12 protein-coding genes are annotated in these 13720 nt (G+C 71.4%); 11 read left to right on the plus strand and 1 reads right to left on the minus strand.

The features are described from left to right. Window positions 1–8: 8 nt before the first annotated feature. The 8 genes from ATL40_RS14325 (at window position 9) to ATL40_RS14360 (ending at window position 8168) form a co-directional block, all read left to right on the plus strand. The gene (locus tag ATL40_RS14325) at window positions 9–2159 is read left to right on the plus strand and encodes a tetratricopeptide repeat protein (protein ID WP_098470140.1); all 2151 of its coding nucleotides are present in this window, start codon (window positions 9–11) and stop codon (window positions 2157–2159) included. Further along, window positions 2156–2782, plus strand: a complete 627-nt coding sequence (locus tag ATL40_RS14330) for a DUF4125 family protein (protein WP_098470527.1) — start codon at window positions 2156–2158, stop codon at window positions 2780–2782. The genes ATL40_RS14325 and ATL40_RS14330 overlap by 4 nt, the downstream gene beginning before the upstream one ends. 106 nt (window positions 2783–2888) lie before the next feature. Beyond that, complete coding sequence (locus tag ATL40_RS14335; protein ID WP_098470141.1) at window positions 2889–4331, plus strand: ferredoxin reductase family protein; 1443 nt, start codon at window positions 2889–2891, stop codon at window positions 4329–4331. Between the two features lie 56 nt (window positions 4332–4387). Beyond that, a complete protein-coding gene (locus tag ATL40_RS14340; RefSeq protein WP_098470142.1) occupies window positions 4388–4906 on the plus strand; it encodes an FMN-binding protein in 519 nt (172 codons plus the stop codon). Then, window positions 4903–5823 carry an FAD:protein FMN transferase gene (locus tag ATL40_RS14345; RefSeq protein WP_098470143.1) on the plus strand — a complete coding sequence of 307 codons (921 nt, stop codon included), beginning with the start codon at window positions 4903–4905 and terminating at the stop codon, window positions 5821–5823. Before ATL40_RS14340 ends, ATL40_RS14345 begins: the two co-directional genes overlap by 4 nt. A gap of 4 nt (window positions 5824–5827) precedes the next feature. After that, window positions 5828–6508, plus strand: coding sequence for a response regulator transcription factor (locus ATL40_RS14350; protein WP_281254907.1), 681 nt, complete (start codon window positions 5828–5830; stop codon window positions 6506–6508). Further along, a complete protein-coding gene (locus ATL40_RS14355; protein ID WP_098470145.1) occupies window positions 6505–7542 on the plus strand; it encodes a sensor histidine kinase in 1038 nt (345 codons plus the stop codon). Before ATL40_RS14350 ends, ATL40_RS14355 begins: the two co-directional genes overlap by 4 nt. Window positions 7543–7751: 209 nt before the next feature. Then, window positions 7752–8168 (plus strand): DnaJ family domain-containing protein, encoded by a 417-nt coding sequence (locus ATL40_RS14360; protein WP_211283134.1) that lies wholly within the window; start codon window positions 7752–7754, stop codon window positions 8166–8168. Between the two features lie 21 nt (window positions 8169–8189). Here the strand turns inward: ATL40_RS14360 and ATL40_RS14365 are convergent, their stop codons facing one another. Continuing rightward, window positions 8190–9665 carry an ATP-binding cassette domain-containing protein gene (locus tag ATL40_RS14365; RefSeq protein WP_169925997.1) on the minus strand — a complete coding sequence of 492 codons (1476 nt, stop codon included), beginning with the start codon at window positions 9663–9665 and terminating at the stop codon, window positions 8190–8192. Window positions 9666–9860: 195 nt separating this feature from the next. On the opposite strand from ATL40_RS14365, the gene ATL40_RS14370 reads away from it, so the two are divergent. From ATL40_RS14370 to ATL40_RS14380, 3 genes are all read left to right on the plus strand, one after another. Further along, window positions 9861–10229 (plus strand): hypothetical protein, encoded by a 369-nt coding sequence (locus ATL40_RS14370; protein WP_098470148.1) that lies wholly within the window; start codon window positions 9861–9863, stop codon window positions 10227–10229. A gap of 218 nt (window positions 10230–10447) precedes the next feature. Beyond that, entirely contained in the window at window positions 10448–12013 is a 1566-nt protein-coding gene (locus tag ATL40_RS14375; RefSeq protein WP_169925998.1) for an OmpA family protein, read from the plus strand. Window positions 12014–12178: 165 nt separating this feature from the next. Further along, window positions 12179–13711 carry an OmpA family protein gene (locus ATL40_RS14380; protein ID WP_098470150.1) on the plus strand — a complete coding sequence of 511 codons (1533 nt, stop codon included), beginning with the start codon at window positions 12179–12181 and terminating at the stop codon, window positions 13709–13711. Window positions 13712–13720 lie beyond the last annotated feature (9 nt).

Consider the following 13720-nt stretch of genomic DNA (forward strand, 5'->3'; position numbering starts at 1 on the left):
TCCGCGAGGTGGTTCTGCAGGTACCGCGAGGTGGTTCTGCAGGTACCGCGAGGTGGTTCTGCAGGTATGGCGCGCCAGCCCCGTGCCGTGACCTTCGGCCCGCGCGCCGCCGTCACCCGGGTGCCAGGCTGGTCGGACAGGGGAAGGAGCGCATCATCGCCACCGAGAGCACCAACACATCCGCCAGCAGCACACCCACCACCGCACCCTTCGACACCGCACCCTTCGACACCGCACCCTTCGACACCGCGGCGTTCCTCGCCGGCCTCGATGAGATCTTCGCCGCCCACGAGGGCACCACCCGCGCTGAGCCCTACCTGCAGGCCGCCCTCACCCGTGCCGAGCAGTCCCGCGATGCCGCCGCCCGGCTCACCGTGCTCAACGAGATGGTCGGGTTCTACCGCTCCACCGGCACCCACGACCAGGCCTGCGGTCGCGCCGAGGAGGCACTCACGATCGCCGCGGCCCTGGCCCCCGGGAGTGACGCGCACGCCGCCACCCTGACCAACGCCGCGACCGCCCTGAGCGCCGCGGGCCGCTACAGCGAGGCCGTGGAGCGCTACACCCAGGCCCTGGAGGTCGCCGAGCGCGCCTACGGCGCGGGTGATCGCCGCCTCGCGGCGCTGCACAACAACCTCTCGATCCTGCGCAGCGAGACCGGTGACCCGGCCGGTGCCATCGGCGAACTCGAGGCGGCCCTGGCGATCCTGGAGGGTGGCGGCACGAGCGGGAGCGACGCCGTCGACTCCGATGCCGCGCTGGATGCCGCCACCACCCACACCAACCTGGCCCTCGCGCTGTTCACCCTCGGCCGCGCCGAGGAGGCCGCCGCTCACGCCGAGGCCTCGATGGCGATCTACCGCGGCGCGCACGAACGCAATCCGCACTACGCCTCGGCGCTGGCCGGTCACGCCGAGGCGTGCTTCCGGATGGGTCGGCCCGCGGAGGCGGTGGACGCCTACCGCCGCGCCCTGGACATCATCGAGGAGTGCTACGGGCGCGCCAGCGACGCCTACGCCGTGACGGCGGAGAACCTCGCCGAGGCGGAACGTGCGCTCACCGGCCAGGCCACCCCCGCCGCCGGCCAGGCCACACCGGCCACCTCCCCGGGCGGGCCGACGGCGCGGGGCGAGTCTGCGCCGTCGGGCACCGCTCTCCCGGCCCGAGCGGGCACCCCGGTGCGCCCCGCGCTGCAGATCGACCGGGAGTACTGGGAGCGGTTCGGGTTGCCGATGCTGCGTGAGCGCTACCCGCACCACGTGGGGCGGATCGCCGCGGGTCTGGTGGGGCACGGCAGCGAGTGCTACGGGTTCGACGACGCCCACTCCCGTGACCACGACCTGGGCCCCGGGTTCTGCCTGTGGCTCACGGCCGAGGACTACGCCGAGATCGGCGAGCGGCTGCAGGCCGACTACGAGGCGCTCCCGACCACGTTCGGGGGTCTCGGTCCTCGGCTGGAGTCGGGGCGCGCGGTCGGCGAGCAGCGTCGCCTCGGGGTGTTCGAGATCGGGGACTTCTACGAACGGATCACCGGCTATCGCCGCGCTCCCGAGACGGTGCACGAATGGCTGATGCTCGAGGAACCCACCCTCGCCGCCGTCACCAACGGCGCCGTGTTCGGCGACCCACTCGGGGAGTTCCGCGGGGTGCGTGACTCCTTCCGGTTGATGCCCGACGACGTGCGCCTGGCGCTGATGGCGCGTCGCCTGGGGATGATGGCGCAGGCGGGGCAGGTGAAGGCGCCCCGGATGCTCGAGCGCGGTCAGGGGGAGGCGGCCTGGCTGGCGTTGGGGGAGTTCGTGCGGGCGAGCGCGTCGCTGGTGTACCTCGTGAACAAGCCGGCACGGGTGGGGTACCTGCCCTACTACGCCTGGCAGTTCCCGGCGCTGCGGCGGCTCTCGGGGCGACTGGGGGCGAAGCTGCCGGAGGTGGTGGAGGACCTGGCGGCGATCGTGGCGCTCGCCTCCGCGGCGTGCAACGGCGCCGACGCGGCCGCCTGGGCCGAGGTGACGCAGCGCATCGAGCGGGTGTGCGCCGCGGTGGCGCGGGTGCTCTCCCGCAGTGGCCTGAGCGACACCGCCGATCCGTTCCTGGAGACCCAGCGCGCGCAGGTCGCCGCCCGGATCGCCGACCCGTGGCTGCGGGGGGTGAGCGCATGACGCACCCCGTGGTGGCCGCGGCCGAGGAGGTCGTGGCGCAGGAGTGGCAGCAGTTCCAGGAGGTGCAGGGCCTCGACGGCCGCGCGCAGTGCCAGGACGACTGGCCCACGTTCCACCAGATGCGGATCAGCCAGTTCCTGGCGTGGCCGCTCGCGCTGATCGAGTCCTACTCCCGCGACCTCGCGGGAGCCCGCTCGGTGGGCCGCAACCTCGTGAGCGAGAAGTACGGCCGCATGATGGCCGACACCGATCCGATCGCCTACGCGCGCGACATCGCCCCCGTGGTGCAGGAGCTCCCCGAGCAGCGCATCGCGCAGCAGGAGGAAGTGGTGACCACCCAGGTCGCCTGGGCCGCGGACTTCATGGCGCGCTACCCGCGCCTGGGCGCCGGGATGCGGGTGCTGCGCACCGCGCAGGACACCCCGACCGAGACCTCCTTCGAGACCTACCTGCGCGGCGAGCTCGGCAGCTACTCCGGGCGCACGTTCGCGATGTACCGCGCGATGATCGCGGGACTGCGCTCCGAGGGCGGCAACCTCACCGAGCAGATCCTCGGCTGGACGGTGCGGCTGGCCGGTTACCCGGGTCTCGCGGAGGCGGAGGCCGCCCAGCCGCAGCACTGAGGCGCGGGCGCGCCCATCCGCCGTCCGCGCGGCGGTGTGACCGGGCTCACGCCGCCGCGCGGGGTTCCTTGGTCGTTGCTTGGAACCCGGTCCCGACGATGGCCCCATGGCCACCTCACTCGCACCACCACCGCACCCGGACGCCGCGGGGCAGCTCTCCCCGCCGCCCGTGCCGCCGGCGGACAACCGTGCGCGGACCTGGTGGAACCTGGCCGCGATCACCACGATCTGGGTCACCAGCCTCGGGGTGGTCGCCGTCTGGGTCGCCGGCGGCGGTGTGCAGGATCTCCTGGTCGGCGGGAACCAGTCGCTGCGCACGCTGGGTCGGATCACCGGGCTGGTCTCGGCCAACCTCCTGCTCTACCAGGTGCTGCTGATGGCGCGGATCCCGCTGTTCGAGCGCGGGTTCGGCCGTGATGCGCTCCTGCGGGGCCACCGCCTGATCGGCATGTGGTCCTTCACCCTGATGATGGCGCACATCGTGCTGCTGGTGCTCGGGTACGCGCTGCCGGTCGGGATGAACCCGTTCGTGCAGCTGTGGGACATGATCTGGACCTACCCCGGCATGCTGCTGGCCACCGCCGGCACCGCGCTGATCATCCTGGTGATGATCACCTCGGCCCGCCGCGCGCGGCGCCGGTTGCGGTATGAGTCCTGGCACCTGCTGCACCTGTACGCCTACCTCGGGGTGGGCCTCGCGGTGCCGCACATGCTGTGGACCGGGGGTGACTTCCTGCTCTCTCCGGTGGCGACGGCGTACTGGTGGACCCTGTGGGCCCTCGCCTTCGCCTCGGTCCTGGTCTTCCGCGTCGCAGTACCCCTGCTGCGCTCCTGGCGGCACCGCGTCCGCGTCACCCACGTGGAACCCGACGGGGTCGGCGGGGTGCGGGTGCGGATGAAGGGGCGCCGGATGCGCGCCCTGCGGGTGCGCGCGGGCCAGTTCTTCGTGTTCCGCTTCCGTTCCGGCCCCGGCTGGACCCGGGGCCATCCCTACTCCGTGGCCAGCGCGCCGGGCGGGAACACGATGGAGATCGCGGTGCGCCGGATCGGGGACGGAACCCATGCGCTGGCCGACATGCCCGTCGGCACCCGGGTGCTGCTGGAGGGGCCCTACGGCGGCATGACGGGTGAGCTGCGCACGGGGCGCCGGCTGCTGATGATCGGCGCGGGGGCGGGGATCACCCCGCTGATCGCGCTGCTCGGCGAGCAGCCCTACGCGCCCGGGGAGGCGGTCCTCCTGGTGCGCGATCACGACCCCGCCGCCTCCCTGGGGTTGGGGGACATCGCCCGCCTGCAGCGGGAGCGCGGACTGGTGCACGTGCCCCTCCCGGGGCCCCGGGCGCGCGGCGAGTCCGGCTGGATGCCACGCACCCACGAGGCCTGGGACGGGCCGACCCTGCTGCGCTACCTCGCACCCGGCCTGGATCGGCCCGGGGAGTGGGACGTGTACCTGTGCGGACCCGACCCCTGGATGGCCTCCCTCACCCGGGACCTGGTGGCCGCGGGTCTGCCCCGCGAGGCCCTGCACTCGGAGTCCTTCTCCATCTGACCGCCATCCGACTGCGACCCATCTGACCCCGACCCCCACCGGACCGGAGACGACTCATGCGACGCATCCTCCTCACCGCACTCTCGACCGCCAGCGCCCTCGCGCTCCTGCTCAGCTACCGCACCTCCACCGAGGTGGTGCGCCCGGCGCCGCCCCAGGTGGCGGCGAGCGCCGCCGGCCAGACCGAGTCCGAGGTCTCCGCGGGATCGGCGACCTCGCCGTCCCAGGAGACGGGCGAGGCCGCTGACGGCGATACCTCCGACAGCGACGCCGACACCGACACGTCCGACACGAGCGAGGCGATCACCTACACGGGGGATCCGATCCCGGTGGCGTTCGGCACCCTTCAGGTCGAGATCACCGTGGTCGACGGCGCCATCACCCGGGCGACGGCGATCGACTACCCCTACACCGACCCGCGGGACATCCAACTAAACGGGGAGGCGATCCCGATCCTGGAGGCGGCCACCCTGGAGGCGCAGAGCGCCGACATCGATCTGGTGACGGGTGCGACCTTCACCTCCCAGGGCTACATCGACTCCCTGCAGTCCGCCCTGGACGAGGCGGGCCTGTGAACGCCCCGACGCCGCCCCCGGCCGGCCCCTCGGCCGAGGCCGCCACCGCCACCGACACCGGGTTCGACACCGTCTCGCCCGACGCCCCGACCCCGGACCGCTGGGCCTGGCGGCACGAGGTGATGGGGACCGTGGCCAGCACGCACATCATCCCCGATCCCACCGTCCCGCGTACCCCGGGGATGGCCGATCTCCTGAGCCACGCCGTCGAGCGCGCCATCGCGCACCTGCGGGAGATCGAGGCGGTCTTCTCCCCCTACCTCGCCGACTCCGCCGTCTCGCGCATCGCCTCGGGGCGTCTGCCCCTGCAGGACGCCGATCCGCGGGTGCAGGAGGTGGCGCGGCGCTGCCGCGAGGCGGAGGTGGCCACCGGCGGTCGGTTCAGCGCCTACTGGAGCGGACACTTCGATCCGACCGGGTACGTCAAGGGCTGGGCGGTCGCCGAGGCCACCCGGCGTCACCTGGCCGGCCTGGTGGACCTCCCCGGGGTGCGTGCCGTCGGTCTCAGCGCCGGGGGCGACATGCAGCTGGTGACCGATCCGGGCTCGGACTGGCGCTGGCGGATCGGCCTGGCCGACCCCCGCGGCGGGCTGCTGGGCCGGATCGAGGTCCGTGACGGCGCAGTCGCGACCTCCGGGACCGGGGAGCGAGGCCACCACATCCGTGATCCCCGCACCGGGCGGGTGGCCGGCGGCGCGGTGAGCGCCACGGTGATTGCCGCCGACCTGGCGATCGCGGACATCTGGGCGACCAGTGCCATCGTGGCGGGCTCCGCGGGCTCCGAGGGCTCCGCGGGCTCCGCGGGCGAGGGCATCGCGTGGCTCGATGAGGCACGTCCGAGCGGTGTCCGGGAGGTGGTCGTGCTCGATGAGTGGCGGGACCTGCACCGCTGGACGCCGCCAGGCCTGGCATCCTGAGGGCGTGCACACCACGGCCGAGGGGACGCTGCCGCGCCTGCTGTACGTCGAGGACGAGACCGCCACCGCTGAGATGGTGCGCGAGGTGCTCGCCGAGTCCTACCGGGTGGACCTGGCGCAGGACGGCATCCGTGCGCGCGACCTCGCCCTGCGCGAGCGCTACGACGTCATGGTGGTGGACCGCCGGCTGCCGGGCCTGTCCGGCACCGACCTGGTGGCCGCGATCCGCACGGCGCGGATCACCACCCCGATCCTGCTGCTCACCGCCCTGGGGAGCGTGGGCGATCGCGTCGAGGGCCTGGACGGCGGGGCGAACGACTACCTGGTGAAGCCGTTCGACTTCGAGGAACTCCTGGCGCGGCTGCGAGCGCTGCGCCGCGGGTACGAGGCGCACGGGCGGCGCCGGGAGATCGGATCGTGGCTGTTCACCCCCGCCACCGGCGCCCTGTACGCACCCACGGGCGGGCGGGTGGCACTGACCACCACCGAGAGCGACCTGCTGGAGCTGCTCTCCTCCAGCCCCGAGCACGTCTTCACGCGCGCGGAGATCCTCACGGCGGTCTTCCCCGGCGGGGAGTCCGCCGGGACCGTGGAGTCCTACGTGCATTACGTCCGGCGCAAGTCCACCCCGGAACTCATCGAGACGGTCCGGGCCCGGGGGTATCGGATCGGGAGTCCCTCGTGACGCAGCGGAGCGCGGACGAGCGGCGGGTGCGTCGCGCGGCGCTCGAGGTGGGCGTCGCGGTCGGCCTGGCCTCCCTCGCATTGGTCGCGGTGATCGGGATGATCGCCGTGACGTTGCTGGTCACCCGGTCCCGGGCGGAGGGTCACCCCGATCGTCGCGACGACCGCGGGCAGGTCGTCCCCTGGAGCGAACGGGTGATCGACGTCGATGCCGCCCTCCCGGCGGTGCTCGCGCTGTGCGGTGCGGCCGTCCTCGTGCTCGCCGTGGTCGCCTGGTTCGTCGCGCGGCGCGCCACCCGCCCGCTCTCCGAGGCGCTGCGGGTCCAGCGCGACTTCGTCGCCGATGCCAGCCACGAGTTGCGCACCCCGCTGACCACGCTGTCCAGCCGGATCCAGCTCGCCCAGCACCACCTGTCCCGGCAGGCCGAGGAGAGCGGTGAAACCGAGGGGCGACTCGCGGCGGATCTGGCGGCGATGCGCCGCGATGCCACCGTGATGGACGACGTACTCACCGATCTGCTGGTCGCCGCGGAGACGGCGGGCGTCACGGCCCCCGGAGGGGTCGAGTGCGAGGTATCGGGCGCGGTCGAGGATGTGATGGCCCTGCTGGAACCGCGCGCCCGGGAGTGCGGGGTGCACCTGCGCGCCGCCGCGCCGCCAGGACTGCGGGTGGCGGCCGACCCCACCGCGCTGACCAGGGCGCTGCTCGCGCTCGGCGACAACGCGGTGCGCCACAGCCCGCCCGACGCCACGGTGACCTTCGCAGCGCAGGGCAGCGGCGCCGTCGTGCACCTTCGGGTGCAGGACCAGGGCAGCGGGATCGACGTGGCCGACCCGGAGCGGCTGTTCGAGCGCTTCGTCCGGGCGGAGGGATCCGCACGCGGCTTCGGCCTCGGGCTGGCCCTGGTGCGTGACATCGCGGCGCGGTTCGGCGGCCGGGTCCGGGTGGAGTCCACCTCCGCCTCCGGCACCGTGATGCTCCTGGAACTGCCCGCGGCCGAGCCGGGCGGCGACGGATCGCGCTCCCGGGTGTGATCCATGTCGCATCGGGGTTGCGGGAATACCCCCACGCCCCCGTACCTTGTACTGGGTGGCTGGCCCGGAACATGTCCCCGGGCCTCACCATTTGCCGCTACGAGCGGCCACTCGCCGCGAGGCGACAGACGGGCCAGCCACCTCCTTCTCGCTCCGCCTCCCTCGCGCAGGTCGGGGGCCACGATGCCCGACGGCGTACCCTGGCTGGGGTGAGCGAGTCGCCTTTCTTCTCCTTGGCGCAGGAGCGTATCCGCGAGGCGATCGCGAGCGGCGCCTTCGACAACCTGCCGGGGGCCGGCCGCCCGCTGGACCTCAGCGATGCGGACGACCCGGACTGGTGGATCAAGCGCCGGATCCGGGAGGAGGGCGGGGACCTGTCCGCCCTGGCGCCCGCGCTGATCCAACTGCGCCGCGAGCGCCGCGACCTGCTGGCCGGCATCGGGGAACTGGCCAGCGAGGACGCGGTGCGTGACGCGGTCGCGGACTTCAACGAGCGGGTCCGCCTCGAACGGCTGCGACCCTCCACCCCGGGCCTGCCGCCCACGCTGGTGACCACCCTTGATGTCGCCGAGGCGCTCGAGCGGTGGCGGGAGGCGCGTGGGTCGGGAGAGGCTCCGGGCTGCTAGGGGATCGCGAGTCCGGGCCGGTCAGCCGATCCGCGCCCGCCGTCCGCTCGCGCGCAGTTCCTGCTCGCCCAGCATGGCGGTGACGAGCTGGTCCTCGTTGAACGAGGCCGTCTCGCCGTGCAGCGTGATCGTCCCCTGGGCGAGGACCACGATGCGGTGGCTCCACTTCAGCAGTTCGCTCATGTCGGTGGACAGGAAGATCACTGCGGCGCCTGTCGCGGCCAGCTGGTGCACGTAGGAGAAGACCGACAGGCGCGCCGCGACGTCCACCCCCTGCGTGGGGTGGGCGAGCACCAGGACGTCACCGCCGCGTTCGATCGAGCGGATGAGTTCGGCCTTCTGCTGGTCGCCACCGGAGAGGTGGCCTACGGAGTCGTTGATGTTGGCGGTGTTGATCCGCAGCTCACGCACCAGTTCGATCATGCGGCGCGCACGCACGATCTCGTCACTGAGGGCCAGGTCCTCGCCGCCGAGTCCGGCCACGAGGGTGTGGTCGTTCTCCCGCGTCGAGACCGCGTCAGTGAGGTGACTGATGCCGTGACGTTCCGCCTCCTCGGGGGAGTCCAGGTGCACCGGGTGTCCGTTGCGATACACGACACCGTCATCGGGTAGTTGCTGACCCACGAGCACCTCGACGAGCTCGCGCACCCCGGAATCGAACGTGCCGGTGATGCCCAGGACTTCCCCGGGGGCGACGGCGAGGTCCACCCCGCGCAGGCGCTCGCCCAGTCGCACGCCGGTCAGGGCGATGGCGGCGTGTTCCACGTCGTGTGCACCCTCGGAGCGGCGTGTCTCGAGCTGGGAGATGTCCTTCAACAGCAGACCCTCCAGGGCGTCCGATCCCAGGCCTGCCACAGAGCCGTCCACCACGACCGTGCCCTGGTCCATCACCACCACACGGTCCACGATCGACTGGACTTCGTCCATTCGGTGGGTGATGTAGAGGATGCCCCGGCCCTCCGTCGCCAGGCGCCGCAGGACGTGGTGGAGAGCCGCGATCTCGTAGTCGGCGAGGGTGACGGCCACCTCGTCGATGATGACGAGCTGCGCCTCCTCGGCCATCATCCGCACCACCTCGACGAGGGCTCGGCGGGCGCGGTCGAGGGTGCCGACCACGGCGTCAGGGTCCAGGTCCACCCCGGCGGCGGCGATCAGGTCGGCGGCCCACTCGCGCACGGCGTCGTGCTCTTCCGCGCAGCGGAAGGTGTTGCGCACCAGGGCGCGAGCCACGGTCAGGTCCAGTGGGGGCTCGGAGTTCTGCGAGATGACGCCCACCCCGCAGGCCTGCGCCTCCTCAAGGCTCGCCGGAGCGTAGCGTTCGCCGGCGATCGTCATCGTGCCACCGTCGAGTGGGTGCTGACCGGCCAGCACTTTCACCAGCGTGGACTTGCCGGCACCGTTGAGTCCGATCAGCCCGACGGTCTCGCCGTGCTCGATCGTGAGGTCGAGTTCCTTGAGGACTCGTCGGGCCTGATACGACGCCGAAGCGCCTCGCACTTGCACGAGCGTGTCCATGTCCCTCTTCCCCTCGCCGAACGCGCCGAGCGCGAAGGGATGCCAGGGTTGGCGAGGCGTCCCCCCATCGCTCAAGGAGCGAATCTACCTGATCTCGTGGCGGCGTGGCTCTGGGCTACGATGCCAACGGCCGCCGAGGGGGCGGTCGACGTTTTCGAATCCGGGGGGATTTTTCTCATGGCATCACTTGACAGTGCGATTCAGCAACTCCTGGCGATCGAGGGCGCCGTTGGCGCCGCGATCGTGGACTACGCGAGCGGTATGGCGCTTGCGCAGGGCGGCAACCCGAACTTCGACCTCGGCGTCGCGGCGGCGGGCAACTCCAACGTGGTGCGTGCCAAGCTCGCGACCATGCGCGACCTCGGTCTCGCCGACGAGATCGAGGACATTCTCATCACGCTGGACTCCCAGTACCACCTGATCAACGTCCTGCACACCCAGGGCGCGCAGGGCCTGTTCATCTACCTGGCCCTGAACCGGCAGAGCGCGAACCTGGCGCTCGCCCGTCACAAGCTCAAGGGCATCGCATCCCAGGTGTCCGTCTGACCGATCAACGCATCATGCCGGTCGTGCCCTCGGGGCACGGCCGGCATTCGCGTCTGTCGAGCCAGCGCGCGCGAAACGCGTCGCAATGATGCGAGACGTGACGCGCGAATGCGTCGGTGTTCCGAGTGGCCTCGGAACGAGGCCGCGAATCCCGTTCTGACGCCTGCCCGCACCCGCCGTTAGCGTGGTCCAGGACGCATTGACGTAGGGGGGGATCAATGAATCGGATGTCATGGTCGGGCGCGCTCGCGGCCGCGGTGTTCCTGGCGGGCTGCACGGCGGCGGGCCCAGACGTGGGGGAGTCGGCGGCGCCGGAGGGCGGGGGATCCGCGGAGGCTGTTGAGTCGGAGGCTGGGCCGTCTGCGGCGGAGTCTGCCTCGACCGAGCCTGACCTGCCGGGCGGTGTGGTGGTGGAGCGGTTGGTGGATGAGGTGATGGTGACGGCGCAGGTGGGTCCGTTGGTGACCGATGGTGACCTGGCGCTGCTGGAGGTCGCCGTCAGTCACGATCTGAGCGAGCAGGTGGATCTGGGCGCCACGTTCAGCAACCTCTACAACGCCGCGAACGTCTCGCCGACGGGTGCGCTGGTACTGGATGGGGGTGAGGTGCTGCATCTGGTGCGTGATGGTGAGGGTGTTCCGGTGGTGGCGCCGTGGGGTCTCGTGCGGGTGCCGGCGGGGGAGACGACGTCGTTCTGGAGTTTGGTGCCGGCGCCGGGCGAGGACTCGGGGTCGGTGGATGTGTTGGTGCGGGAGCTGGGCCTGGTGACTGATGTGCCGGTGGTGCGTCAGGAGGCGTTGGTGTTGCCGGAGGAGATGGAGCTAGAGGGGGCCTTGCAGGCCGAGGTGACGACGATGGATGTCTACGCCGAGGATGTGCAGGGGGCGTCTTCCACGCGGGTGGTGGAGTCGGTGGAGACGGTGTCGTTGGCCAGTGAGGTGTTGTTCGCGCCGGAGTCGGCGGAGCTCAACTCGGACGCTCAGGGTGTGTTGGAGCGCACCGCGGCCCAGGTGCAGCAGGCGGGCGCCTCGGAGGTGTCGGTGGTGGGGCATACCGATGATGTGGGCACGGATTCCTACAACGATGACTTGTCGCTGCGGCGGGCGCAGGCGGTGGCGCAGGCGCTGACGCCGTTGCTGCCGCAGGTGGCGATGACGGTGGAGGGCCGGGGTAAGCGGGAGCCGGTGGCTGAGGGCACCTCGGATGAGGCCCGGGCGGCGAATCGCCGGGTGGAGGTCTCCTTCGAGGGGGAGGACGCCTCGGCGACGTCGACCGAGGTGGAGGCGGGAGTGCCGACGGAGTTGCCGGAGCCTGCCGAGGGCGTCTACGTGGGGTCGGCGGATGAGGGTGTGTCCACGGAGAAGAGTGAGGACCTGACGGTCACGGCACAGGTGATGCGCCATGAGCGGTTCCTGGAGGCCCAGCTGACCTTCACCAACGAAGGCACCGAGGAGATCGTGATCTTGGGCGTGTTGTCCCGGGGTGCTGCCGGGCGTGAAGAGCGGGGTCTCGGGTTGCTGGCGCGGACTGCGGATGCGCACGCGTTGACGATCCTGACGCCACAGACCGTGTACTACCCGCTGGACTACGTCTATCCATTCACCGACGGGGAGGAGACTGTCCGGCTCATCGTGGGGGAGCGGATGCGCAACGAGGACGTCTCCCCTGGTGCCTCGACGGTCTTCACCGTGCTGATGCCCGACCCCGGCACCGACACCGTCACCCTCGAGGCGCCGGGTTCCTTCCGCCTCCTGGACGTCCCCGTCACCGAGGTTGTCGACTAGGCCTCAACCAGCTCGATTCGGAATTCCAGAGCTGGGCGCCAACGCGCAAATCGCCGACCTCGAGGCCCGGAGGTGGGCTGGAAGTGCTCCGTGTACGCAAAGGGAGGTAGCCGTGATTGTGATGACCAGTACTGACGACGACCGCATCCTCCGGAAGCGTCAACCATGACCTGGGCACCGTTGAGATGGATTGCCGCAGTGTCGGCGGTGGTGCTTCTGGTGGGGTGTTCGCCGGCCGAGCCGGACGAGGGGGGCTCGGGGGAGGGCACCTCGCAGCCTTCGAGCTCGCCGAGCGCAACCACGCCGCAGGAGGCACCGGCGCAGGCCGAGCCGATCGTCGGGGTCGGGTCTATGGGAGGGCACGAGGTGGAGGTCTCGGTAGCCGAGATCATCTCCGACGGTGAGTACGCCGTCCTGACCATGACCGCCGAAGGAGGCCCCTCCGTGCGGCTCGGCATCGAGTGGGTGGAGGGCGTGAACGCCAACCCGTTCGGTGCCTCCGACCTCAGGCTCATCGACGGTGAGCAGGTGCTCCTGGTGGCGCGGGACGCCGAGGGCGAGCCCGTGGCGAGTGAGGGGGCCCTGGACCTCAGCGCGGGTGACCAGGTGATCACCGCTGTGTTCGCAGCGCCGCAGGGAAACGATGTGGACCTCTTGCTGAAGCACGTCGGGCTCGTGGCCGACATCCCTGTGGTGGACGTCGACGCCCTGGAAATCCCTGACGACGTGGAGTTGAGTGCGGGAAGCAGCGCGGCCACCGCACCGATCGAATCCTATTCGGTCGACCGAGCGCAGGAATCGTCCACACGCATCTCGCAGGGGGAGGCGACTATCGCCATCGAGAGCGAGGTCCTGTTCGATGTCGACTCCGCCGAGTTGACCAGCGGCGCGGCCGCGGCCCTGGCGCGCACCGCCGCGCAGGTCCAGGATGCGGGAGCCACGGAGCTTGAAGTGGTCGGGCACACCGACGACCGTGGGGGCGCGGACTATAACGACGACCTGTCGCTACGGCGGGCTCAGGCTGTGGCCGACGCCCTGGCCGACGACCTGCCGAACGTGGCGATCACGGTGGAGGGGCGCGGTGAGCGGGAACCCGTGGTGGCGAACACCTCAGCAGCCGCACGCGCGGCCAACCGCCGCGTCGAGGTCGTCTACCGCGAGCCCGCGACAACCGAGGATCCTGCGGATCCCGGCCTCGCGGGCGCCGACGGCGACCTGGAGGAGACCTCCGGTGTCGTCGCAGAGGCAGGGTCGAGCTCCTTGGACTACGAGATCGGAGGAGAACCCGTGCGCGTGGCCGTGGAGGTGACGCGTATGGAGGGATACCTGCAGGGTCGCTTCGAGCTGACGAACCTGGCCGGGGACGAGGTGGTGTGGACTGCACCGCTGGGAGGCTCCCGGATCGGGTACCGTGCCGATCGCGCCTTCGACACGCTGACGCAGGCCGGATCTGCCCACGCTGCATCGCTGCTCACCTCGCGGTCGCGCACCTATCCGCTGGACTACGTGGACCCGTACTCGCCGGATCAGCTGCGACAACTCCTGACCGATCGCTATCGCGGTGACGAGATCGCCGCGGGCGGGAGCAGCGTCTATACGGTGTTGTGGCCGGACCCCGGTACGGACACGGTCACCGTGGACCTTCCCAATCACTTCCGCCTTCCCGATGTGCCCGTGACGGACGAGAGCCTGCCATGAGCCGTGTTC

The organism is Serinibacter salmoneus, assembly GCF_002563925.1.
In the GTDB taxonomy this organism is placed as follows: domain Bacteria; phylum Actinomycetota; class Actinomycetes; order Actinomycetales; family Beutenbergiaceae; genus Serinibacter; species Serinibacter salmoneus.

Coding starts and splice junctions, on each gene's coding strand:
- ATL40_RS14330 (WP_098470527.1), top strand. CDS start 2,156: ATGACGCACCCCGTGGTGGCCGCGGCCGAGGAGGTCGTGGCGCAGGAG.
- ATL40_RS14335 (WP_098470141.1), top strand. CDS start 2,889: ATGGCCACCTCACTCGCACCACCACCGCACCCGGACGCCGCGGGGCAG.
- ATL40_RS14340 (WP_098470142.1), top strand. CDS start 4,388: ATGCGACGCATCCTCCTCACCGCACTCTCGACCGCCAGCGCCCTCGCG.
- ATL40_RS14370 (WP_098470148.1), top strand. CDS start 9,861: ATGGCATCACTTGACAGTGCGATTCAGCAACTCCTGGCGATCGAGGGC.
- ATL40_RS14375 (WP_169925998.1), top strand. CDS start 10,448: ATGAATCGGATGTCATGGTCGGGCGCGCTCGCGGCCGCGGTGTTCCTG.
- ATL40_RS14380 (WP_098470150.1), top strand. CDS start 12,179: ATGACCTGGGCACCGTTGAGATGGATTGCCGCAGTGTCGGCGGTGGTG.